The 25563-nt window shown below is 40.5% G+C and carries 19 protein-coding genes and 1 pseudogene; 15 read left to right on the top strand and 5 right to left on the bottom strand.

All coding sequences use genetic code 11. From position 1 onward, the window contains the following. Positions 1–95: 95 nt before the first annotated feature. The 3 genes and pseudogenes from pcrA to ligA (ACEN86_RS17985) all read left to right on the top strand — a co-directional run bounded on the left by pcrA (position 96) and on the right by ligA (ACEN86_RS17985) (position 5720). Positions 96–2423 (top strand): DNA helicase PcrA, encoded by a 2328-nt coding sequence (pcrA, locus tag ACEN86_RS17995; protein WP_495631861.1) that lies wholly within the window; start codon positions 96–98, stop codon positions 2421–2423. Between the two features lie 128 nt (positions 2424–2551). Continuing rightward, a pseudogene (ligA, locus tag ACEN86_RS17990) lies at positions 2552–3556 on the top strand (NAD-dependent DNA ligase LigA); the annotation flags it as partial. Positions 3557–3734: 178 nt separating this feature from the next. Beyond that, entirely contained in the window at positions 3735–5720 is a 1986-nt protein-coding gene (gene ligA / locus ACEN86_RS17985; protein ID WP_495634344.1) for an NAD-dependent DNA ligase LigA, read from the top strand. A gap of 2138 nt (positions 5721–7858) precedes the next feature. Here the strand turns inward: ligA (ACEN86_RS17985) and ACEN86_RS17980 are convergent. Beyond that, positions 7859–8842: a hypothetical protein gene (locus ACEN86_RS17980; protein ID WP_495631860.1), complete on the bottom strand. Its 984-nt coding sequence runs from the start codon at positions 8840–8842 to the stop codon at positions 7859–7861. A gap of 543 nt (positions 8843–9385) precedes the next feature. Between ACEN86_RS17980 and ACEN86_RS17975 the strand changes: the two genes are divergently transcribed. Next, complete coding sequence (locus tag ACEN86_RS17975) at positions 9386–9712, top strand: helix-turn-helix domain-containing protein (RefSeq protein WP_495631859.1); 327 nt, start codon at positions 9386–9388, stop codon at positions 9710–9712. A gap of 6 nt (positions 9713–9718) precedes the next feature. Then, the gene (locus ACEN86_RS17970; RefSeq protein WP_495631858.1) at positions 9719–10771 is read left to right on the top strand and encodes a DNA cytosine methyltransferase; all 1053 of its coding nucleotides are present in this window, start codon (positions 9719–9721) and stop codon (positions 10769–10771) included. A gap of 49 nt (positions 10772–10820) precedes the next feature. Here ACEN86_RS17970 and ACEN86_RS17965 read toward each other — a convergent pair whose 3' ends face one another. From ACEN86_RS17965 to ACEN86_RS17955, 3 genes are read right to left on the bottom strand one after another with little or no spacing between them, the layout of a single operon-like run. Continuing rightward, a complete protein-coding gene (locus ACEN86_RS17965; protein ID WP_495631857.1) occupies positions 10821–11777 on the bottom strand; it encodes a restriction endonuclease PLD domain-containing protein in 957 nt (318 codons plus the stop codon). A gap of 14 nt (positions 11778–11791) precedes the next feature. Further along, positions 11792–13648, bottom strand: coding sequence for a Z1 domain-containing protein (locus tag ACEN86_RS17960; protein ID WP_495631856.1), 1857 nt, complete (start codon positions 13646–13648; stop codon positions 11792–11794). A gap of 16 nt (positions 13649–13664) precedes the next feature. Then, on the bottom strand, positions 13665–14816 hold the full coding sequence (locus ACEN86_RS17955; RefSeq protein ID WP_495631855.1) for a restriction endonuclease PLD domain-containing protein: 1152 nt from the start codon (positions 14814–14816) through the stop codon (positions 13665–13667). 275 nt (positions 14817–15091) lie between these two features. Between ACEN86_RS17955 and ACEN86_RS17950 the strand changes: the two genes are divergently transcribed. The 3 genes from ACEN86_RS17950 to ACEN86_RS17940 all read left to right on the top strand — a co-directional run bounded on the left by ACEN86_RS17950 (position 15092) and on the right by ACEN86_RS17940 (position 19017). Beyond that, positions 15092–15511: a very short patch repair endonuclease gene (locus tag ACEN86_RS17950; protein ID WP_495631854.1), complete on the top strand. Its 420-nt coding sequence runs from the start codon at positions 15092–15094 to the stop codon at positions 15509–15511. 276 nt (positions 15512–15787) lie between these two features. After that, a complete protein-coding gene (locus ACEN86_RS17945) occupies positions 15788–17083 on the top strand; it encodes an IS110 family RNA-guided transposase (protein WP_495631853.1) in 1296 nt (431 codons plus the stop codon). A 536-nt stretch (positions 17084–17619) separates the two neighbouring features. Next, positions 17620–19017, top strand: a complete 1398-nt coding sequence (locus tag ACEN86_RS17940) for a hypothetical protein (protein ID WP_495631852.1) — start codon at positions 17620–17622, stop codon at positions 19015–19017. 391 nt (positions 19018–19408) lie between these two features. Here the strand turns inward: ACEN86_RS17940 and ACEN86_RS17935 are convergent, their stop codons facing one another. Beyond that, positions 19409–19774: a helix-turn-helix domain-containing protein gene (locus ACEN86_RS17935; protein ID WP_495631851.1), complete on the bottom strand. Its 366-nt coding sequence runs from the start codon at positions 19772–19774 to the stop codon at positions 19409–19411. 119 nt (positions 19775–19893) lie between these two features. Between ACEN86_RS17935 and ACEN86_RS17930 the strand changes: the two genes are divergently transcribed. The 7 genes from ACEN86_RS17930 to ACEN86_RS17900 all read left to right on the top strand — a co-directional run bounded on the left by ACEN86_RS17930 (position 19894) and on the right by ACEN86_RS17900 (position 25561). Continuing rightward, positions 19894–20307, top strand: a complete 414-nt coding sequence (locus tag ACEN86_RS17930) for a hypothetical protein (RefSeq protein WP_495631850.1) — start codon at positions 19894–19896, stop codon at positions 20305–20307. Then, entirely contained in the window at positions 20288–20797 is a 510-nt protein-coding gene (locus ACEN86_RS17925) for a DUF6042 family protein (protein ID WP_495631849.1), read from the top strand. Before ACEN86_RS17930 ends, ACEN86_RS17925 begins: the two co-directional genes overlap by 20 nt. 89 nt (positions 20798–20886) lie before the next feature. Next, on the top strand, positions 20887–21279 hold the full coding sequence (locus ACEN86_RS17920) for a hypothetical protein (protein WP_495631848.1): 393 nt from the start codon (positions 20887–20889) through the stop codon (positions 21277–21279). Positions 21280–21302: 23 nt separating this feature from the next. Continuing rightward, positions 21303–21476: a hypothetical protein gene (locus tag ACEN86_RS17915; protein ID WP_495631847.1), complete on the top strand. Its 174-nt coding sequence runs from the start codon at positions 21303–21305 to the stop codon at positions 21474–21476. Positions 21477–21504: 28 nt separating this feature from the next. Then, positions 21505–21735, top strand: coding sequence for a hypothetical protein (locus tag ACEN86_RS17910; RefSeq protein WP_495631846.1), 231 nt, complete (start codon positions 21505–21507; stop codon positions 21733–21735). A 432-nt stretch (positions 21736–22167) separates the two neighbouring features. Next, a complete protein-coding gene (locus ACEN86_RS17905; protein ID WP_495631845.1) occupies positions 22168–23487 on the top strand; it encodes a site-specific integrase in 1320 nt (439 codons plus the stop codon). Then, on the top strand, positions 23477–25561 hold the full coding sequence (locus ACEN86_RS17900) for a hypothetical protein (RefSeq protein WP_495631844.1): 2085 nt from the start codon (positions 23477–23479) through the stop codon (positions 25559–25561). The genes ACEN86_RS17905 and ACEN86_RS17900 overlap by 11 nt, the downstream gene beginning before the upstream one ends. Positions 25562–25563: the final 2 nt, after the last annotated feature.

The following is a 25563-nucleotide window of genomic DNA, read 5'->3' as shown; positions in this document are numbered from 1 at the left end:
CGTTCTCATTCGCCCAATTTCGGGTGTCCAGAGGGCGTAGCCCTTGGGGCCCTCCCTGTCAGGGAGGGTTTGGGAGGGTAGATTCCCCCGAAAGGATGTTCACAATGATTGATATAGAGCAAGCAATTAACAAGCTGAATCCCCAGCAAAAGGAAGCCGCGCTGGCAACCGACGGCCCGCTCCTGATTATGGCCGGCGCAGGAAGCGGCAAGACCCGGGTGCTGACGCACCGTATTGCCCACCTGATTGCGACGCGCAAGGCGGCGCCGTGGAGTATTTTGGCCATTACATTTACCAACAAAGCTGCAAGGGAGATGCAGGAGAGGGTATCCAAGCTCGTTGGGCCGCAGGGCCGTGACATTTGGGTATCCACCTTCCACTCCATGTGTGTGCGTATTTTGCGCAAGGATATTGAACGCATCGGATTTACATCGAACTTCTCAATTTTAGACTCTACCGACCAATTATCGGTCATCCGTAATTGCATGAAGGAGCTTAACGTCGATCCCAAGAAGTTTGAACCCAAAGCCGTTCAAGCTATGATCAGCAACGCCAAGAATGAGCTGGTAAGTCCTCAGATGTATGAGCAGAAGATCGGAGATTATTTTGAAGGTATTGTGGCCAAAGTGTATACCATGTACCAAAAGCGTCTCAGAAGCAACAACTCCCTTGACTTCGATGATCTGATTATGAAGACGATTGATCTGTTCAAAGAGGTGCCCGAGGTGCTGGACTTCTACCAGCGCAAATTTCAATATATTCATGTTGATGAGTATCAGGATACGAACCGGGCCCAGTATATGCTCTGTAAAATGCTGGCCGATAGCCACCACCGCATCTGCGTGGTTGGGGATAGCGACCAGTCCATTTACCGCTGGCGCGGAGCGGATATCAGCAACATCCTTAATTTTGAAGAGGATTATCCGGAAGCCAGAACCATTCTGCTCGAGCAGAACTATCGTTCAACCTCCAATATCCTGAATGCAGCCAACGAGGTGATCGGCCTGAACACCGGCCGGAAGCCGAAGAGACTGTGGACGGACAAAGAAGGCGGGGCCAAGATTAAGGTATACCGCGGCGATTCCGAGCATGATGAAGGATATTTCGTGGCTTCGGAGATCCACAAGAACATTAAGATGAACAAAAGCTACGGACACCATGCGATTCTATATCGGACGAATGCCCAGTCCCGGGTAATTGAGGAAATTCTGATCAAGTCAGATATTCCATATCAGATTGTGGGCGGCATTAAGTTCTATGATCGCAAAGAGATCAAGGACATCCTGGCCTATCTGCGCCTCCTCTCCAATCCGGACGATGATATCAGCTTGACCCGGGTTATTAATGTACCGAAGCGGGGACTTGGGGACACCACCGTGGCCAAGCTGGCCACGGCTGCCGCAGAGCGGGGAACTTCCATTTACCGAGTCCTGGAGTATGTAGACGACCTTGGATTTGCGGGACGGACACGTAATAACCTGGTGGACTTCTTCGATATGATCGCGGGACTTCATCGGATGGTTGAGTATTTGTCTGTTACCGAACTTACCGAAAAATTGCTGGAGATGACTCACTACCGGATGGAACTGCAGAACGAGAACACGATCGAATCGCGCTCCCGTCTGGAGAATATTGATGAGTTCCTGTCCGTTACGATGGAGTTCGAGAAGAATAATGAGGACAAGTCTCTCGTCTCGTTCCTTACGGATCTGGCACTTATCGCAGATATCGACAGTATGAATGACTCGGAAGAAGAACAGAGCGATGCCGTTGTTTTGATGACGATGCACAGCGCCAAGGGCCTTGAGTTCCCGGTTGTATTCATCATAGGGATGGAAGAAGGCGTGTTCCCGCACAGCCGTGCATTCCTGGACGAGGAAGAGCTTGAGGAAGAACGGCGTCTGGCTTATGTAGGGATTACACGTGCGGAAGAGCAGCTCTTCCTCAGCTGTGCCCAGATGCGGACTTTGTTTGGACGGACCACGGCCAATGCGCCGTCTCGCTTCCTGAATGAGATTCCGGACGAGTACAAGGAAGATACGGATATTGCACGCGACCGTTATCGTCGCGGGGCCAACGCCGGCGGCGCTTACGGAGGCCGGGGTTTTGGCGGCAGCGGTAGCGGAGGCAACTTCGGTCGCCGGACTGAAGGAAGCACGGCGAAGGCGGCTCCAACCGCTTCCCGCGTGACGGTGACAACTGGTGTGCCAGGTGCAGTACAAGCTAAGCCTGCTGGAGCAGCGGGCTCCGGAGATTTCAAGGCAGGCGACAAAGTGGCCCACGGCAAGTGGGGCACGGGAACCATTGTGGCAGTCAAAGGCTCGGGCAATGATATGGAGCTGCAGATCGCTTTTCCAGCTCCGGTTGGTGTGAAGCGTCTGCTTGCGGGCTTTGCCCCGATTACGAAAGTGGAAGCTGAATAGACTTTCCTGGGCAAGGTGAAAGTGAAATTTAACATAAAAGACGGCTATTGGGCGAGTGATTCTTATAACCAAGTCCCGATAGCCGTGAATACATATTTATCATTCATTGACTATGGGAGGTTGCCTGCATGGATCCAATGCATTCGATGGAGCAGCTTGTGGAGGAACTCAACAAATATAGCTATCACTACTACACGCTGGATACTCCACTCGTTAGTGACAAAGAGTATGACGTCCTCTATGACAAGCTGGTGGCGCTTGAGGCGGAGACTGGAGTAACACTGCCCGATTCCCCTACCCAGCGGGTGGGCGGCGAGTTACTGAAAGGCTTTAAGCCCCATCGTCACTTAACACCCCTGTGGAGTCTGGATAAAGCCCAGAATGAGGAGCATCTGCAAAGCTGGAATAACCGTGTGCTAAAGCTGGTTGGAGACTATAACACGAAGAATCCGGATACGCCTCTGCCAGCACCTTCCTACGTAGTTGAACTGAAGTTTGATGGACTTACCCTGAATTTGACCTACACAGATGGACAGCTGGTTCAGGCATCTACGCGGGGGAATGGAGTTGTAGGCGAAGGCATTCTTGCCCAGGTGAAGACGATCAAGTCGGTCCCTCTGAGGATCCCCTACACAGGCGGAACGATTGAAGTCCAGGGTGAAGGGATTATGAATCTATCTGTACTAGCCGCACATAACGAATCTGGTGCTGACCCGCTGAAGAATGCACGGAACGCAGCAGCTGGAGCCCTGCGGAATCTTAATCCGAAGGTCACGGCAGACCGCAAGCTGAGCGCTTTCTTCTATAACGTCGGTTATGCAGAGGGGATCAGTTTCGGGAATCATAAGGAAATGATGACTTTCCTCAAAGATAATTTTTTCAAAGTCAATCCGTTCGTCTCCTACTTCGACAGCTTCGATCAAGTTATGCATGAGCTTCATCTCATTCAGGAGCGCCGCAGCTCACTGGATTATCTAATTGATGGGGCCGTCATCAAAATCACCGATATGCGCACACGCGAGGTTCTCGGTTATACGGACAAATTCCCGCGCTGGGCGGTGGCCTTCAAATTTGAGGCGGAAGAGACAACCACAGTGCTGGAGTCCGTAGTCTGGAATGTAGGTCGAACTGGTAGTAAGTATACTTTTACAAACAAAAGTAATGAACTGGTATTATGTTGAAATAATATAGCAAACATAAGGAATATGGGACTTTTGTTTAGTGCAAGTGAGAATAAACGGAATGAACGAAATATATACCGTTTCCTCGATGACTTTTGTTTAAGAAAGTGGGGGTGTGATTATTTTGAATGTGAAAGAACAGATTGAGTATTTAAGAATACAGGTAAAATACCACAATGAAAAATATTATGATATGGATCAACCAGAGATATCTGATTATGAGTATGACAAGCTTTACAAAGAATTAAAAAGGCTTGAAGAAGAATTTCCGGAGTTCATTACTCCAGATTCCCCCACACAAAAAGTAGGAAGTTCTGTTAAACGTGAATTAAGAAAGGTAGAACATGATGTACCAGTAATAAGTTTGCAAGATGTATTTACAAAAGAGGAAATATATAATTTTGTAAACAAAGTAAGCCTGCAAATTCCTAACCCTAAATTTGTAGTCGAGTTGAAAATTGATGGTTTAAGTGTAATGTTAAGGTACCATAATGGTAAATTAACGGAGGGAATCACAAGAGGTGATGGTGAGGTTGGAGAATCAGTTTACGAAAATCTTTTAGAGATAAAGTCAATCCCTAAAGAGATTCCAACTAAATTATCTTATCTAGAGGTTCGTGGAGAGGTTTATATGTCCAATGAAACCTTTGAAAAAGTAATTCAGAAACAAAGAGATACAAATGGTAAAAAGTACAAAACACCCAGGAACCTTGCTGCAGGAACTTTAAGGCAGTTAGATTCAAGAGTAGTTAGAGATCGTAATTTGGATATATTCGTTTTTAACCTTGAGATATCAGAAGGTAAAGACTTCACTTCACATAGTGAAACATTGAAATGGCTTGAGGAACAAGGATTTAAAATAATTCCTGACTTTAAAGTTTGCACAACAGCTGATGAAATATGGAAGTATGTATCAGATATAGGAGAGAAAAGATCCAGCTTATCATTTGGTATCGATGGGGCTGTTATAAAAGTTGATAATCTGAGTGACAGGAAAGTATTGGGATCAACAAGTAAAGTGCCAAGGTGGGCTGTTGCCTTTAAATATCCACCAGAGCAAAAGGAAACGGTCATTAAAGACATTAAAGTGCAAGTAGGCAGGACGGGCAGATTAACGCCTTTAGCTCTTCTAGAACCGGTTTTATTAGCAGGTACTGAAGTTTCTAAAGCAACATTACACAACCAAGATTTTATCGATTCTAAGGATATACAAATTGGTGACACTGTTGTTATACAAAAAGCAGGCGATATAATTCCTGAAGTTGTAAGAAGCATTCCGGAGAAGAGACCGGAGAATGCGGTTAAATACTCAATACCTCAAAATTGTCCCATCTGTAATTCTCCGACTGTTAGAGATGAAAACGGGGCGGATATTCGTTGTATGGGAGACGAATGTCTAGCCCAATTGAGCAGGGCAATCACATATTTTGCTTCTAAAGATGCGATGGATATAGAAGGATTTGGGCCAAGTTCAGTCGAATCACTCATGTCTGAAGGGTATATAAAAAATATCGCAGATATTTATTACCTTAAAGCATACCGTGATGAGCTAATTGAAAAAGGGATAGTTGGACGGGAGAAATCGGTTGATAACCTTCTAAATGCTATTGATAAATCTAAAGAAAACGATCTGGACCAGTTAATAACAGGGTTTGGAATAAAAAATGTAGGAAAGCAGACGGCAAGAGCGCTAACTTCTAGTTTTGCAGACATAGACGAAATTAGTAATGCTACCTACGATCAATTAATTATGTTACCGGATTTTGGTGAGACGGTTGCCAACAGTGTTTTGAATTTCTTTGATCTTAACAGTACCAAGACTTTAATTGAGAAACTAAAAAATGCAGGTGTTAATACCAAATCAAAAGTATCAGAAAAAAGCAAAGATGAGAGATTTGCTGGAAAGACATTTGTCATTACCGGAACGCTTCCGACTCTAAAGAGAGACGATGCTACTCGATTAGTACAAATGCATGGCGGGAAAGTATCGGGTAGCGTTTCCAAGAAGACGTCATTTGTCCTCGCCGGAGAAGAAGCAGGAAGTAAATTAACGAAAGCAGAGGAATTAGGCGTTAAAATAATAGATGAAGAAGAATTCACTAATATGTTAAAGTAAAAAAGAAAAGCTAGTAACGTTCTCAAGGTGTGTTTACTTAAAATGTGACACACCTTTTAGGTTTATTTTATGTTTATTATAACTGATTATTTCGGTCTGAAAGAGCCGCTTGGTTAATGAGTGAGAGCCAGTTTGTTTACGAAATAGAGCCACCCTCTCAGAGTGGAGAGCCAGGCATAAAAAGTAAGCCACTCAAGGCCGCGAAGCGTTCATTTTAGCCTTGATGGGGATATCGTGTCGGCATGACACTCTTTCGTACCCAGCAAGCTCTTGCTGGGGCTACCGCACGGCTAGTGAGGTGCAGGGGGCATGTTTCTTGCGTATCCCCTCAAGGGGACGGAAGGGGTTATTCACACAAATTCAGAGGTGGCTCTCACTGTTAAGATGCTGGCTCTGGTTGATTAACCAAATGGTTTTCGAACACCGAAATAGTCATAACTAAGGGTAAATCAAACCTAAGAGAGGTGACCTAACTTGATAAGATGGTTAGACCAAAATGAGGGAATACTGCTAAAAATAGTTAGCATTATATTCTTAGGGTTTGGGACTGGTCTATTGCTCGTTAGTGAATATCTCCAGGCGCTGGAAAGTGGATTAATAGGAATCTTGATTTATGGAATATATTGGTTTAGCTCAAAATTTGAAGAGCATTTGAACGATAATAACGATCCCAATTGAAATAGGTTGTGTATCTATGAAAGTAAAGTGGTTAAAACTACATCGATTTATTGAGGATAACCTAAGAGGTGGATTTGACAGTTTGGCAGACTTTGAATGCTTGAATGAAGAGTACAATGGCTTTCAATATAGATTGTACGTTCTAAAGGATCTTTTTGATGGGGGGAATCCCGCAATAATAACAGTTATTTCAGGGATATACGACATTGAGTCAGAGTTCGAGCATGAACCCTCCATATTCCAGATTCCTAGCACGATGATAAACAGCTTACATTGTCTTGTTAATAGGGGAGAGTAATGAAGGAGACTACAAAGTAGGACAATTACAATAGGTAGGATACAAAAAGCGGTATGTCATAAGCTTGTAATCATGTATCATAGAATTTTGAGTTGACCCAAGTAGACTAATAAGGACTGGGTAAACTTCAGTAAACGGGATTTTAGAGAGTCTACTCAGTAGACGAATTTGATTCGATAAACAGGTAAGTGTTAATGGAATTTTATGAAGTAAAGACATAGTTACATCGTTGATGTCGCTTGCGGGCGTAATTCAGCCCCCTTTGCAACCTAGTAGCTTGCAACAGGATATCTCTCACACTGTCGCGGATATTATGCGATAGCACCCATTACTAAGATGCTATGATTCCTTATAATGTTCTACCACTATTAACTATTAAACGAATACATAAGTGGGTGGAATAAACAAAAGAGTCTTGAGAGGTGCCTCCTCATCAAGACTCTTAGACCGATGCTTTCGGATTTGTTTTTATCTTATACTGGGAGATGTTTCATGTCAATGGAGTATTAAATAACTCCTTTAAGTCTGTTCATTTTAACGTTCTGAATGAATGAAATCACCGGTAGAAATGTGGAAGGCGATTTATTAGATTAGGCAGTAAAAGATGCAGTAATAGATTTATTCGGAAAGAGGATGATGATAATGTTGTGCAAAGAATGTGGAGGGATGCTCTTCGTTGTGGATATCGAAACTCCACCGGAACTTTTGCCCAAACATGAAAAACTTATTTATGATCGACTTTGTAACGTAAAGTGCCATGATTGCGGAAAAGTTTATTATTCGCAACCATATGACTTCGGTAAAACTATAAATCCTGTTAGAGATATTATTAAAAAACAAGCCAAGTAAGTCTTGAATTTATTATTAGTAAAGGTTGGTAAACCATATTTCGATTCTCAAGTGAACCATCAGGAAACACAATGGGGGAAATGAAAAATAACGCTCAGAGCTGAGCGTCATTTAAATACTCAAGAAAAAGCAAAAGGAGTAGGTGCGCAACCTACTCCTAGTTAGCTTTGATGCGGGTTTTCCTCTAAATGAGGGTTTCATACACTTTTCTTGCAGGTTTCCTCTATATGAGGGACTATTCACTTATAAATATTAGAGTATTTTATGCTTGGTGTCAAGGATACTGAGCAACAAAGAATATAATTTAATGTTTTTAAGTAACCAAAGCGGGCGCTGTATACAGTCGTTTAAATTCATCTCTTCCAGCTTGTCTAATCACTAGGTCATTCATAAAGATTTTTTCGTAAATGCTGTTAATCTTGTGCTCTTTTGTAATGAACGAAACTGGATTCTTCATGGCGATTGACTTTTTCTCCGTCTCATTCCAAGGGCGATAGTTAACTGTCATGACCGTCGAATCCCATTCGCATTCTTCGAGCTTAACGGGAGTGAAGCGAATAAAGCGATTATATTTATCAGACAAGAGATCTGCAGGTAAGGCGCCGTTACCAGTTGAATGTTTAATAAAATATTCAAGCGGCTGGTAACCCTGCAGCCAAATCGCAACGGCTTCTTGGATGCGGGTTTTAAGCTCACTCGTTTGCGCTTTTGGTACTTTCCCTTGAAGGTATTTTCCACGATGGAATATGACACGCTTCCTCGATACACGGGTCAGCTTTGTGACGCTAAGAATTGTCTTTGTAGCTGGTAATCCACTAATAACGCCAATCGAGAACTCAGTTGGGAAATCTTTCTCGTACTGACTTGTTGTCGGAATGATGGTGATCTCGCCTTCGGAATGATTGTCCTCCCAAACAAGCGCATAATGCGGTTCATCGTATTCCATTCCTACACCGCCAAAACATACATATATCATATCGAAGGGTTGAAAGTAAGGTTTATCCGCACCAGCGGGGAACGTAGAAATATGTCCGATTGCCTTACCTTCGCATTCGGCGAGCCGCTCGATGCGATTAAGAAACCTCTCGTATTGCGTCATCATATCCGGTGGAATTGTGGTTATTTTGTCCAATGCGTTTATCAGTTGATAAATTTTCTCGTGCGCCTTTAGATCGTTAAGTAGCGTGAGTGTTGTAAGATCGGATAAGTCCGTAAATAGGTCAAGTACTCGTTGCATAGATTGGAGGTCTTTCGTATCCAATGCGATTAAGTTCGAAATAAGTCCGTTGAAGTCCATTGAAATCTTCCCTTTCGTTAGGCTAAGCGTTAAAAATGAGTATTCGATGATTTGTTGTAAAACCCTGCTGCATGTTGTCGATTCATGCAAGTGCTTAATGGCCTATTTCCTCTCCGCTGTGAGCATGATCAAAACAATAATAAATGTAACATCTAATCGTTCATTTGGGTAAGACTCAATATTTATTATTTGATGGTTGGCTGACATCCTAGATCAGTCAATGATATATTCGTTTCTGTCTTTTCCGATAATGAGCGTCTTCTCCGGGTTTCCTGCACTACTTCCGTTCTCTATTGTTTGAGAATGGTCGCTACCTGGGCATGTTCCGAATAACGGAAGATGTTAGTTAAACAAAGACGGCGGCAGTCTAAGACTGAATTATCTAGCCGTCCGGCGCTTCTCTGTTTTCTTTATCAAAACTAATACCGTGCAAAACTTGTCCGAGATGTTCGATTCATTAAAAACCGCTGCGCTATCGCAGCGGTTTTTAATTTTTTATTGCTTTATTGCAGCGATGATGTTATTCTAAAGTAGGGTGATCATATGTTCGCATTAGGTGACCGATTGAAAAAAAGTCGCGAGAATTGTGGCTTAAGTCTGAAAAAAGCATATGAATTAACCGGAATAACAGATTCAAGACTTAGCAAGATTGAAAGAGGGCAGATTAGCTGTACACCTGATGATTTAAAAAAACTTGCAAATTTATATAACATTCAACTGATTCCTCTTTATGTACTAGCAGATTACCTGACTGAAGAGGATGTAAAAGAATATCAGTTTGTGTTTCGAGGAGTTTCTTCACTTGATAAGGAAGAAATACAACACATCCAGGCACAAATCGATTTTCTCAACAAAAAAAAGGAAGGTTGATTTGATATGACTTTTAGGCTTGGAGAGTTATTTTGTGGTCCAGGAGGTATAGCTTGGGGGGCCATAAATGCGAGTATTGATAATGACGAATTTAGAATTATCCATCAGTGGGCAAATGACTATGATGCGGACACTTGTGAAACTTATAGATTTAATATTTGTCCTGATGCACCTAATACTGTTTACCATGAGGATATACGGAAACTTGATATGTCAAAACTAGCTCCGATAGACGCTTTGGCCTTTGGTTTCCCTTGCAATGATTACAGTGTTGTTGGTGAACAAAAAGGCATGGATGGAGTTTACGGTCCTCTATATTCGTATGGGGTCAAAGCTTTAAAAATTTTTAGACCACAATGGTTTTTAGCAGAGAATGTAGGAGGGCTTAGAAATGCAAATGATGGTAAGGCCTTTACTATGATTCTCAAAGAATTGAGAGAGGCCGGCTATAAGGTCACTCCTCATCTATATAAATTTGAGGAATACGGTATACCTCAAGCAAGACATCGTTTGATTATTGTAGGTATCCGGAACGATATCAACGTTGAATACAAAGTTCCGTCAATTGCTCCATATGTCGGAATTGATAATACTTGTAGAAACGCAATAGAAAATCCCCCTATTCCAGAAGATGCCTTTAACAATGAATTAACAAAACAATCAGCAACAGTTGTTAGAAGACTAGAACATATCCTTCCTGGCCAGAATGCATTCACAGCAGACCTGCCAGAGGATTTACAGCTTAATGTTACAGGTGCGAAAATAAGTCAAATATACAAAAGACTTGACCCAACAAAGCCTTCCTATACAGTTACAGGAAGCGGTGGCGGCGGAACACATATTTATCACTGGGAAGAGCCGCGTGCATTGACTAATAGAGAGCGGGCAAGATTGCAGACTTTCCCTGATAACTATAGATTCTTAGGAAGTAAAGAAAGTGTGCGGAAGCAAATTGGTATGGCAGTACCTTGCCAAGGTGCGAGGATTATTTTCGAGGCAATCTTGAAGTGCTTTGCTGGAGTTGAATATGAAAGTATTACTCCAAGTATAAAAGAATAAAAAAAGCAGTTACTTTGTTGGAATGTCCCAAAACAAAGTAACTGCTTTTTTATACATGGAAATCCATAAAGTATTGTTCATCATCAATCTTGTAAAAGGTAATGTCTGTCCTCCCATAATTCAGCAGGTCCTGCTTCGTTATGAATGCACCATTTCCAAGACCTAAACGGTTTCGAAAATATTCACCAAGTTGAGCATTGCTAAGAGGTGTAGTAATAGCCTTATTGTTTTGTTGCTCTACCCTTAAAAGGAGTGTGTGACCATCGTCTGTTATTACAGTGAAATGTTGTTTGTTGAGTGGGAAGAAGCCTGTTTTCGCGATTCGTGCAGGAAGATGTATATAGGCCTGGTTTCTATTTCGCCCCGAACGTTGTCCCCAATTTAGACCGGACTTTTCTCCAACATCACCTTTATTCGTAAGAAGAGATAGTGTTGTTGAAAAAATACCCTCCCCAGCCAGAGTGGTTATAGGCTGGTTTTCTGCGTCTAAAATTTGATGTGATGGGCGGAGAACGATATGTTCTTCAACCTCTGAATGGTTACAATAAATAGAATTCGCTTCAATATTCTCAAAAAATATTAATGCTTCGTCTGGGTCACAACACTCCATGATTTCTTTTCGTGATGAAACAAATGCGTTTTGTACAAAATCAGCGGAACCGGTGAAAGCCAACATTGGCGTTCCATCCTTTAGCCAAATGTATAAATTGGCGTGGACTGGAGGGTTTTCACAAACGTAGCTGCAGGTAAAACTCTCCACTGCATTTGGATATGCCTTGCCATGGAGCTCTTTAAATCCCTCATGTATAGGAACACTAAGCCCGTCGTAAGGAGCCATTCCTATCAGCAATGAAATGTTTACAGAAGACATACTCTGCTCTTGAAAACCCTTTATCAACCATGATGCCATATTGGGAGTAGCATATCCACTTAATATCAGTAAAGTATCTGCTCCCTGAAGAGAAGGACCAAATAAGATTCTTTGCGCTATATTATTAGTGAACATACCTGACGACCCTCCTACACTTCCGGATCATCTTCAACCACATCATAATACATGGTGTCATGAGGAAGTTTAATATTGGGCACCCAAAGGGCCTTTCCGCCCCATCCCTTAGTTCCCGTTACTTGGTACATAGTAAGGACTACTTTGTTGAGGAATGTACCACCTAATTTCCAGTCGTTGGGGGACAACAGCGCCCCTGTTCCTTGAGCTACATTTCTTTCTCTACGAACTATTAGGATACCTTGTCCTGCAGGATGCTCCGAAAGAATAGTATCAATTACAGAAAGGAATGCACCCAGCTTAAAATCTGGACTGGGAATAATATGTGATAATATCTCTTTAATGAATCTCAAGTTAACTTGATAGTATTGCTCATCATCGGAAAAGGATTCTAATAGTTTTGAAATACCTTCAATCGAGTCATTATCTGGATAAAACGGATAGTAGTTTGTTCCACCCGATATAATCTCAACATGCTTATTATCAAGCACATTCTTTCTTGTTGGATTTATTCCAATTGGATAATAGATTTTTATATCATCAATGCCTTGCTCTATCTGAGCGATTATGGAATTGTTTGTAGCGTTAATATCCGAAAACAATTTATAAAGTCGTTCTTCTATAAAAACTTTCATCATGCCGGAATCCCTGTCGTAACCGAACATTCGACTATGTTGCCACATAGTGTCAGCCTGAGGGTTTTTACTTGTTCTTGTATAGTAAATTGTCTGCAGACCAGGGAATGTGACACCCCGGCCAAGGGTATTTCCGCCGATGATAAAATTACATCCTCGTTCATATTCTGAGCTGTCAACGTCTGTCTTACCGTTCATGACAAGGGTTTTTATACTCCTATTCTCCAGCATTCCCCTGATAATCTTCAAGATATCATTGAAAGGAAGTTTAGCACTTTTCTCGGGTGCTAAAGAAGCATACTGAACTTGTAGTTCTGGTATAAAATCATCATTGATGTGTTCAACACACCAGCTAAGTTCTTTTATTACATCGTCTGCGAAACTTTGGTGGACAGCTTGCCGCACGCTTGGATGTAAAAGGCAATTTGATACTTTCCCACCAGCTGCTAATATCTGTGCAGAAACAACAAGGTGACGAATAACAACATTTCTCGTTGGTCGTGAAATTGTCTCCAGATAGTCAATACATTCGGGCTTACCGGCATTCGGGAAGAAAAAATCCCCACCCAAATAACCATCACCTGGACGGAAGTAGTATGAAAAATAAGGGCGCCAGCCTGAAGCGAGCGTCTGAAGTAAAATAGCTTGAGGGGTAGCGGTGACTTGTAGATATAAACTGCTTGATGAACCATTCTTTATAGAATCCAAATACTTATTAATCGATGACTGACTATTTTTATTTACAAGTGTGTTCAATGATGCGGCATCTGCCTCATCGTCAACGATGAAGAGCGGATTACCTTTCATAAATCCCGTAGAATTAAATACATTCGCCCATAGCCTCAGCACTCGTGCATTTTTCTTTAGAACAACAATTACTGGCTTGAGAAGGCTATTCTCAATGAACAACCCGGAATCGTTCTCGCCGCAAATACAGAAACCGTCCAGATCGTTCCTGACACGTTCCAAGGTTTGTTGGTGTAAAACAACATTGTCTGTTGTTAGCAAGATAAATGCAGGCAAACCTAAGTCTGTTGCTTTACATATGATTCCAAACATTTGGCCCGTTTTTCCTGACTGTACATTCCCGAACAACAGTCCAATCTCATGACTTGTAAATGAAAAATTACGAATATATTGATTACCAATATCTTCAGCAGTTTTTGCGACGGACTCTGCCAATTTTATATTGCCTCGGTCTGTAATCTTTCTAAGGTATGTTTTTAAGTATTGCATAGCCGCGTGGCACCTCTCAATCATTCAGAGCTATTGTTTCAAACGATAAAATCCACACATCAAGCTCAGAGCCGTCTTCGTCCAAAGCTTTTTGGTCTGTTTTGGAAAGTACAAGGCTATCGCAACCGTATGCTTGAAACATTTCTTTAGTTATCATTCCCTTTCGGTCAATATCAGCTTGGGTATCGTTAACAGGTGTTACAAGTCCCGCGGCCGCAAGTCTACCTTTAATCCAACGACCAAGAATAAGTTCATCACCAACGGCACTGAACTGTTTATTACCGTCACTTGTGGTATGAGCCTTAAACCAATAGCCATCATCGGTAACAACAAAAAAAGTTTTATTTTTTTCAGGGTATCCGTCGGAGCGAGTAATCTCTTTACTTACGGTCAGTTGGGTCTCATACCAATCACGGGATTTTCTCTTGCTTCGTGGTGCTGCATAGCAGACGTTAATATTTGATTTCGTATAATGTTTACCATCATCCAAATGCCGTTCATCATAAGCCGGGACTTTTAAAGGCAACACAAATGAGACTTCTGTTTTATGTTTTTCATAAAGCTGTACACCTGTTTGAGGGATTTGCGTTACCCTATCGATGCCGCTAAGAGATGTATTAATTTCTCTAATTATCGGCATACCTTCTATGCAAGCAATGTTAGAAGAGCAATTCTGTTCTCCAAGCTTTTTAATAAACTCGGCGATTTCTCTGCACTCGGCAGAATCGACAGTAATCGAAGAGATTTCATATTGTCGGCGATTACTGGCCTCCATTTTGATTGCTCCTAAATTTGCGGAACCAATGATCGCGGAAAAAGGTTGCCCTTCATGATAAAAGCAGTACAATTTGCCGTGATACTTAAAAGCTTTTACAATCCTAATTTCCCCAATTCCAGAATCCCTCCATTTCCTGTTCAGTTCGAGGGCAGCGTTATATGACCCTTCTGGCATTCCTTCTATAAAGTACATGCCGATAGTGAGGCATATATTAGATATGTTATATTTCTCAACTAGAAAATTAAGCTCCTCTAGTGCGGCACGTGACACATATCCAACTGCAATTTCCACACGATCTGCTTTTGCAATTTGCTCATTAAAACAGTCAATAAATGTGTTTTGGTCTTCCGGTACACCAAGAGGCAGAATATTGGAATATAACAGTTTCATTAGATTACTCCTTTGAGCTTATTATAATTTAACTTCATTACGTTGCACCAACTAATTGCTATTCAAAACCACTTAATAAAATAAGCAGTACATTGGTTGTATGTGGGTTTCGGTTGTCAATAATATTGGTTATGGGTTATTAATGATCCAACAATTGCATTCGACAATCAGGGTCGAAAGTCCTTGTTGATCTGGGAAGATTGTCAACACTTGGTTCTTCATCCTAATGTAAGTTCTACTGATAGCAAATCGGTTCTATCTTGGGGGAATTTAGAATGGATATGTTTACAAAAGAACAACGTTCAAAAAATATGAGGGCAATACGTTCTACGGGGTCTTCACTGGAAAGCAAGGTTACAAAGGAGTTATGGAATAGGGGGTTCAGATTCAGAAAAAACGTTAGAAAGCTCATGGGTAACCCTGATATCGCTATCCAAAAGTATAAGATAGTTATTTTTATTGATTCTTGTTTTTGGCATTCGTGTCCAGTACACGGAAATAAGCCTTCTTCAAACGTAGAATACTGGGAAAAGAAACTTCAGAGAAATGTTGAAAGGGATAATGAAGTTAACCTATATTATTCAAATTTGGGGTGGATGGTATTGAGAATCTGGGAGCACGAAGTTAAGAACGACTTTGAGAGTACTATGCTAAAAATAACAGATATGATCAAACAGTCTAGTCTACGTGGCTGAAAGCTGCTGTTAAACCCAAGGATCATGCCTCCTTTAAGGTGGGAGGTGTTGTTAAAACACAACTACATTACTTTTAATGCTACCCTTTAGATGAAAGATGTCTGAAGGGGTTATTGTTATTAGATTTGAATATGACAGGGATTTGACTGAAGCAAATCCATATAAGGGAGCTATTCCTGTAATGAATTAATTTGAGGTTTGAATGAAAAAAGCACCTTCTGTATACTGGGGAACGTTCCGTCCAAAGAACAATCCCAGCACAGGAGGCACTCTACAATGAAGTATAAGCAATCAAAGAAGCAGAATCAACGGATTACACGAATTACTGAGAATACCCTAGTGATCGGAGCAGACATCGCTAAAGTAACACACGTGGCACGCGGGATCGACTTCCGTGGAATCGAGTTGGGTAAAGATTGTGTGTTTCAAAACGACCGTTCCGGCCTGGAAAAACTAGTATCGTGGATGAAGGAGTTACAACGGCAGCATGCCAAGACCGACGTCATCTTCGGCATCGAACCGACTGGACACTACTGGTTTACCCTAGCGGAATTTCTGCAGATTGAGGGCATAAAACTTGTTATCGTCAATCCTCACCACGTGAACAAGAGTAAAGAACTTGAAGACAATTCGCCAACGAAAAACGACTACAAGGATGCCAAGGTCATTGCGGATCTCGTCCGCAATGGCCACTATTCGGAGCCAAGGCTTCCGAAGAACGTTTATGCGGATTTACGGATCCTTATGAACCATCGGGAAAAGGTCATGTTGAACTTGGGCCAAGTCCAAAGACGGATACAAAATTGGCTGGATCGTTTCTTCCCCGAATACCACAAGGTATTTTCAGACTGGGAAGGAAAAGCCTCTCTCATCACACTTTCGGAATTTCCTACCCCGCAGGAGGTCGTCACGCTTGGTGCCTTCATGGTTTTGAAACGGTGGAAACAAGACGTCAAACGGGCAGTTGGCATGAAGCGAGCGGAGAAACTGGTTCAAGTCGCTCAGAACTCGATCGGCCTTACAGAGGGTTTAACGGCAGCCAAGATCGAGTTGAAGGATCTGCTGGAGCAATATACCCTGTTTGCGCGGCAGAGCGACGACATCATGCAGCAGGTGAAGCAGCTTCTGGAACAGATCCCAGGTACTGAAGAAATGCTCACGGTTCCGGGTGTTGGAGTGGTTACATTGGCTGGATTTTTAGCTGAAGTAGGTGATCTGCGAGGCTATGATCACAGTCAACAGATCATACGACTTGCAGGTTTCAATCTAAGAGAGAACAGCTCCGGCAAGAAGAAAGGCAAATCCACCATAACCAAACGGGGACGATCCCGGCTTCGGGCGTTGTTGTTCCGCGCGGTTATGCCCATGGTGGCAAAAAACAAGGAGTTTAAAGCCCTGCATCACTATTACACGAAACGAAGTCAGAATCCGCTGAAGAAGAAACAATCGATTGTGGCCCTGTGTGGAAAGCTCATTCGAGTCTTGCACACATTGGGGACCAAACAAATTCGTTACAACGCAACAGATGTTTTGGGGCCGGTACGCCAGTCCCAGCTTCAGATGGCTGCTTAATTCAAACATCTACATTTTGCTTACCACGATTTTGGATTTGAACGAACGACAATAGAAGCACGGAGCAGCCGCAGATCATTATCCATAAGGGCAGCGACCCAGTAAAGGAGCAAGAAGCGGCGTCCACCCCTTGAGAGGTAGAACGAAGGAATGTGAGGGCTTAGACCCAGTGTGACATGGGAGGGTAAACCGTCGAGGGAATGGTGTGGATATCCAAGGTGCGACCATAAGTGCCATCCACAGATTGGAAAATGGGTTCCAAACTCTATTCCCGCCACCGGCTCCTTCAGAAAAATATGTCATGCTAGCATGGTTTTCCCATCTCTTTGGAAAGTCGATGTTTTAAATCTAAGAAAACGGAAGCAAATGAAAGAAAACATTAATTTATAGTGGGAGGAAGATGATTACATGAATCAAAATAGTACCTGTATTTAAATCTGTATTTCCACAAGATATAGTGGTAATTCGAGTGGGAAATACACGGACAAGGGGATATAGGGTAGAAATCCTTTGAATTTGAGGAGGAGGTCATTGTGATGGCCGAGGAACAACATATAATCCTGTCTCGCGAGCAGTTTTATTATGAGGTGTGGGAGATGTCGCTTGCTGGAGTGGCTAGAAAGTACGGTGTATCGTACGGCTTAATATATAAGCTTTGTAAAGAGGTTAGTGTGCCCATACCTCCTTCAGGATATTGGACAAAGTTAAATTTCGGAAAAACGGTATCGAAACCACCTCTGCCTGGCTCTTCTATAAAAGAAGTTGCTATTCCCCGGGCGAAAGCGCCGCGGATAAGAGTACAGAAAGTTAATAAGGATATGGCAGCCATTCTACAAGCTAAAATTGAGTACATGGAGCAAAATGAAGAAGTTCAAAACTATACAGATGTCAGTCCTGATGATGTCTTAAAAGCAGGCTTGGATAATGGTGCATTGTTACTATCCAATTCAAGTAAACCTGAACAATATATCGACAATCGAGCACATCTTGAATTCGTGCACGATCACCTTTTAAATAAGTTAACATTCCTCGTCGAGTTTGAAAGGAACAAGGTTTTTGAAATAATGAGCCGGATACAGATTCTTTATGAAAAGGCCAAGCTACATCCTAAAGTTACTTCACATAGGAGTATTGTCGGCGAATGGAACAAGAACGATAAGAAGGAAATTGGCGCCCAAAGGAGCCTTCAAAACTACAGTTCATATAACTCCCCTCCTCCATTTTTAGCAGGTGTGATTTCGAAAGAGACACTTCCTCGTGTTTACCGAATCCTTGGAGTGCTTATTCATGCTATAGAACAGTTGGGGGGATCAGTGACGGATTCCCTCACGTTTATTATTCGGAACGAGTCAGTATCTCTAGAAATATATGAAATGCAGGATAAAGTTGATCATGTAATAACAAAGTCAGAAGAAAATAAGCTTCGTAAATATGAGGAAGATAAAAAACGGTATTCCTGGGCCTCGAAGCCAAATTTACGTAAATACGATTATGTGTTTAACGGGAAGCTGTGCATCAATATAAAGCATAATCAAAAAAAATTTCGTGATACCAACTCTTCTATCGTGGAAGGACAACTGGAGACTCTTCTGATCGAAATGTACGAAACATCTGAAACAATTCGAAAAGAGCGGGAAGCGCGTGAAGAAGAGCGTCGTAAACTCGAGGAAGCCGAGAGGTTGAGATTAGAGCGCCGAGAACGTTATATGCTTGAGGTCGAACGAACAGCTGCTTTATCAAATTTAGCTCAAGATTACGCGATAGCGTGTAGGATCAGAGCATATATTTCGGCTTTGGAATCGTCCGGTACTTTGACAGGGGAAATTATACATTGGATCGAATGGGCAAAGAGGAAAGCCGATTGGTATGATCCGATAATAGCTAGAGAAGATGAGTTTCTTGGAAAAAGGGAACACGGAAAGGAAAAGACTTAAAAACAGAACATTTGTGCTGATAATTAGCAACAGGGATTTTCAATAATATTCATTTTCCCTGATAATAACCAAAGGTCACTTTAAGTCACCCAAAGGTCACCCAGAGGTCACCCAAAGGTCACCCAAAGGTCACCCAAAGGTCACTTTAAGTCACCCAAAAGTCACTAAGCCAAACAAATTCAACAGCGCAGGGGATTTCAAAAACAATGCTGAAGTTGTTATGACCGTATAAAGTTGTTGTTGTGGGGGGCCGATGCCCATGCAGTTATCTTCAAGACGCTTTGATAATCGTATATGGACCATCAATAATTTTCTATAAAGATTGAAAAGAAGCGAATTCCTACTTCCGAAGAGTAGGAATCGCTCTTTTTTTTGTTTGTGGATAAAATAACTATTCCGAATCGGTAGATGCATCAATAGATTTAAAAATCTCCGTTGTTATCTTATGGATCATCTTTACGTCTTTGCTTTTTTTCTCTATTAAGAATTGGTAGTGGACCTCCAGGATAGATCTAGTCTCAAATTCCTGAGAGTCTGGATTAATTTCTCGAAAATCAAAAAGTTCCCCAGATTTTATATTAAGGGCGTCCATGATTTTTTCTAATGAATCAACGGAGAGATTCCTTTTGCCAAGTTCAACTTCAGTCAAATATGAAGGTTGCTGTCCCGTAAGTTGGCTTAATTGAAGTAAAGTCAGACCTTTATTATTGCGAATGCTACGAATTTTTTCGCCGATCAATTTTCTTAATTCAGACATTGATACAACCTCCCTACATAAGGGTAAGTGTTAACACCAAAAAAATATATAACAATATAAGTGATTAAAATTGTATAAATCACTAATGAGTGATATTATTATGCTTAGAGGTGAGGAAAATGATTCAAAAAGTCAGATCAGTGGAAGCACTGGTTCTAACGAGTCAATCGTCTAAACAATTTCTTGTTGGATTTCAGAAAATCATATTTCACAAAGGCTCTCAGTTTCTAATTCTTAAGCAGAAGGAAAAACAAAAGGTTTTGAAAGTAGAATTTTACGGGGATACTTTAAAACTCATTCAACCTAAAAATGATGAGTTCGAAGAGCTGAATGATTACTTTCACGAGGAGGATGTAAAGAATATATTGGATTATGATAGGGAAAAGGAGTACTGGGTTGTGGGCATAAGTTACAATAAAATTAATAATATAAACGGCTCGTCTTCACAATTTAGGATTTCAAACGAAGTGCCGCTTGATATACTGCCTTATATTATCCAGACGGGTGAAGAACATGTGTTCTTTTCAGAGTGATGCTATGAATTTTATAACGAATGGCAGGGTTACTGTAAGGGGGCTTTCGCAACTAGGGCTTATACCCGAAGGGCAATGTGTAATTCCCAACCAATTTTTTGAGGGGGGTTGGGGGAGATGGCTTCCTATGCCAAGTATTACGTTATTACCCTTTTTTAGCGTCTCCATATCAAGCGGTTTTAATAGGGAAGAAACAATCGCTTTTATGGATAAAAGGATTAGACAGAATACATTTATTGATCTCGACGTTAAAGTCCTAGATGAAAGGGATTATGAAGGTGAAGATATTGAGTTTTTGTATGAAAGGGAGGCTGAGATCAAGCGGAAATTACAGCTTAATGGGTTTCTGTATCCGAAATCGACAGTTGAAGTTATTGATCTCTATGTGGCTTTGGGCCTGGCATTTAAAACCGAGGATCAGCAAGGAAAGTGGTGCTTAGATATGATTATACGCCCACTTTGTAAAATTGATGAGGTGCTAATCAAGTAACACGAGATGTTGCCAGACTGTCTTCCTGATTGAAGGGCAGTCTATTTTTTATTTCTTGAGAAAGCCCCAGTGCCAAGAGGAGTGATGAAATGTCATTTTTGAATGAAACAGAAAAAGTGCAGTATTTGATCAGCTTGTTTGACAACCATATGGCAGAACTTTCGAACGAGGGTTCACTTAAAAACTACATCGAGTCAATTCAAGGCTTTTTAAAAACCGATGATGCAATTCTTCAGAAAGCAGCAATCTCAAATAGTATTCTGTTTTTTGATAACCTTAAACACGGTATTTCCGAAATTGACTCTATAATTATCTATTTTGAAAGATTTTTGGAAGAGCTGGAGGCAGAACAGCAAGAGGATCAGGACAATCATTTTTTGAAAGGGAAAATCAAAGGAATTAAGCATGCATTAGTGATCGTTCGAATGGTCAGATATGGTAGCAGGCATCAAGGTGAAGGAGTAAATATAATAATCGATTGATGCGCAAGGGGAAGGATGATTAGATGATAATAACTCAAGCCCAAGCGATTGGATATTTAATTGCAACAGTTGAAAAAGTTCAATTCCCAGAGGCGATGGATGCTGCATACGTCGTCATAACGTTTGAGGAGTTGCTTAGCGAACTAAGCAGAGAAGAAGCTGAAAAGATCTATCGGGAAGTTTGGCTAAAAGCATAGTTAAGAATAATTAAGGGGGGTGTAAATCGTGGGAGGGGGGGCTAGCCGGCGAACGATGTATAAGCATTATGCACAAGGGGTAATTGCTGAACTGCAGCAAATGGGTTATTTAAACGGTACAGCAAAAGAAGTGTTTCTTCGTCATTACAAAGACCTAAAACGAGCCTTCGGGCTCGAGCCAAATGTAGTTGAATTCGCCAGATTAGTTGATGAATTTGAACGGGCATGGAATCGAGAAGAAACAAATGACTCCCATTAAATTTTTGTCGGGCAACGCGTTATGGGACACAGGAGAAGATATAGACCGAACTGTTTCTGCTGTCCCATAGACTTACATAAGTTGATGACTTCGTTTGGCAATGTTCATGGACATGTTTGACGTTCGATATAAATCAGTCGAGGCCGCGAAGTATTTATTAAAGACTTAACTAGACTAACTTCACACAAGCTTAGAGTTATATGCGAAGGCACGCAGTGGATGGATTCCATACATGCTTTCAAAGCTTCTAACTTTTTTTTCGACAGAAGGAAGGATATCAACAGGTTGACGTTGGATAAATACTCACGTTGGATAAATACAGAAGTGAAGTCGGTCCTGTCCGGAAATATTTATGAATAGCTTAAGGAATTGTCAGAATAGAAATGGACCGCCGTAACCCCTGTATACTGAGGGAGGAAAATGATTTGTATCATGAACAAGATCCAGATATCTGAACATTTGATGTTTACTCCATATCAATACTCTTGGATAGATGAAAACGGAACAAGGCATGATTGGTCCTTAATTTCGCTACAACTTAATAAAAAAATGATCAGATTGACCGACTACCATAAGTATGTAGGTGCGGTTAATGGTTCTAAACATGCTTATTATATTGATAATGATTCCGTCAGAAGAGTATGTAAGTTTCTCACATATGCCCTTTTTATACATTATGGAAAATATAACGCAAAAAGAATTTCGGACATACCGTTTCAATCTGTTGTGGACTATTTGAATGAATATGCTAGGACAAAAAACTCTATGGGGACTTACCCAAGCAGACAATCTGTCGATAAAGAGAGATTTGCTATTTGTCATTTCATGAAGAATTTAAATCAAAAAAGATCAGATTATGATGATCATTTTTATGTCAAAAAGGTTTCGATGGAGTCTAGTGTAAACAAAATGACAGGTAAGAAGAGAAGCAGCGCTGTTTGGGAATATGAGATAACGGCCAATTATTTAGGAAACGAAAATAAAGGTCTTTTAAGGGATATTCCACAGAAGGCGATACCTATCCTTCTAAGAGCAGTAAAACGACAAGAGCCAGAGTTATTATTAGCCGTTTTGCTTCAGCTTTGTGCGGGGATTAGAGAAGGTGAAATCGTTAATATTCGTAGAGCAAATAGTATTTTCCCTAATGGAATCCGCTATGTAAAAGAAAATGGTAAATTTAAAACTTTTGAAGTCGATTTATTGAATGAATACGTATTAAGGAGCGACGGGAAGAAAACTGGTGGAATTAAAATTAAACGCAAGCAATCAGTTTATCCGATATTTCTTGAAGTGATCCAAGAAGCATATGAAGAGCATTTGAAAATGATAAATGAAAAGTATTTAGAACCAGAGGCTCCGTTGTTTGTTAATAATAGCATAAATGCAAAAACCGGAAAAAGAATGGCTATTTCTAAACAGTCATATTGCAAAAAGATTGTTAATATTATGCGGGAAATTGTTCTTCCTGAGTTGCTTGGATCTGACGATATCGAACTAAAAGTGTTTGGTATGATGCTTAACGAGAGTAATTGGGGGTTACACGCATTTAGGCATTGGTACACTGTGCAACTCGTATTAAATAGTGAAGATATAAACGGAATTGCTTTCTGGCGCGGTGATTCTTCTCTTGAAACGGCATTTGTATATTTACAAAATAAAGGGGAGATAATGCGTCTTTACCAAAAAGCAAGTGAAGAAGTTGGTAATGACATTATAAATGCTATTAATAAGGAAGACTTCTATGGAATATAAAATGATTGATAAAACTGAATTTATTTCAATAAATATGTCGTCGGCGCATTTTGGTATATCCGCAGCAACATTGAAGCGTAACATGAAAGCGATGGGGATCAGTATTGTCGAGTATCAGAATGTGGCATATATATCTAAAGTAGATTTTGAAGAAGCTGACAAATTAGATAAATCTATGATTGGCTTAAAGGATGTTATAGCTGAATGTATCAGCGAAAATGAAGACATAACGGTCGATTTTACAAGTAGAGAGAGTCAAGCGAAATACAGTGAACTTCATTCCTTTTTTTCAGGGTTGAACTATTTCGGAATTAATGTAAGACACAGACTAATTTCAAAACCATATAATCCAATAGTTTTTTATATAAATAAAAACAATAAGGAACAATTTAAGAGCAAAATCGTTTTAAAACTTAGATTATATAATAAAACAAAAATTGAGAAACTTAAAATTCTTTTAGAGGATGATTTTTTTTGTAGTAATCATAAAACTAAAACGGCTTTGATTAAACTTGCAGAGAATAGCCCTCACGATATGGAAAACGCTATTAATGAGCTGGCAAACTTTTTAAGATTAACTTGTAAAAAAGACATAAATCAATATAGCGATGATGAAATCACAAAATATATGGAGTTTGCAGCAGATAATATTACAAAGAATGCCAACGTGCTATTCTCGAAACTAATATTTGATATAAAACAAACGGAAAAATGCTCTTTCTCCATTGTTAATCAGTTTAATGGAAATGTGGGAATAGTTAGAAAAGATAATAGTGCATATGATGATGCTGTTTATTTAAGGTTGGCATATATGGTTTTTAATGAGGAATATTGGAAACAAGGAAACATGTTGGTTAAAGCATCAGACAGTAAGCCTTTAGCGACAACGTGGTTATATCATGCAATGCACTATGTTTGCGCTTGGCGTAAAGCAGATATTGTAAATAACATTCCGCACGTAACTCTAAACGTTGAGCCGAACGAGATAATTAGAATGGTCAAAGAGCGTGATTATAGTGATGCAACTTGGATTCCATTTGTTAATGAATTAATAGTAAGAATTGGGCTTGAAAGTAAAAGGCCACGAAAATCAAAAAGCCGTCAGAGCTCCCCTAATTTAAAAATGTATATCCCTGAGGGTTTAAGATCAACAATTGGCATGCTTCTAGCATTATGCGAAGCTCATTCGATATTGGAGGGAGAAGGAAGACCTATATGCAAGCATCCTAATAATGTCAAGTACGCTGTCGAATTATTTGGCACAGATTATAATAGTTTATTTGCTGGAAGATTAATATCAAACAGAAAAGCGAATAAGGCATATATGGAAAGAATCATGGAAAGCGGCGATAAAAATAATAACAATGGATATTTACTAGCATCGTATGCCAGGAGCCATAAGGGGGGCTTAGGCTCAATACCAGAAGTAACATCTAAATATCTCAAGGCGAAGATGGACGGGTATTCTGTTGATGATATTACAAGAATTCTTTTTGAACGAGGTGTTTGTAGTTTTGTCCCTTATTTACTTTGCAGTGCCTTGTATAATGATGAATTTGATAAAAAACATATAGACAAACAAACAAAAACCATAAAAGAGCTTGGAATGATACCGCATGAAATAGAGTTGCTATTGATAACAGATGAAAAGGCCGAATTAAAAGCAAAACAGACAATATCGGAACTAATTATGTATATAGATGATGGAAATATAACAGAGATTGTAGAAAATGCATTGAAGGAAATTGCTGATGGTAGGTGCATTGGGAAGAATGAAGATGTATATTGCATCAGAAAGGCATTTGGAGAAGAATGTAACATGCCTAATAGAGAACATTGCATAGGTTGTGGTTCGGAAATGTATTTAAAAACGTTCTTGAACGATCTCCATAGTGAGATATTAGCCGATAAAGTAAAATTCCAAAATGCAAAGACAAAAGCCGAAAGATATAAATGGAAGTCTATCTTGGAAGAAAAGTTATATCCTGCAGTCTATGAAGTTTTGAAATCAATGAAGTATATCTATAAACAGGATATTTCAGAATACCAAAGACTTTTCTTGGGAGACGATTAGAG

Source organism: Paenibacillus sp. Paensp111, assembly GCF_059492195.1.
This window is presented reverse-complemented; position numbering and strand designations above follow the sequence as displayed.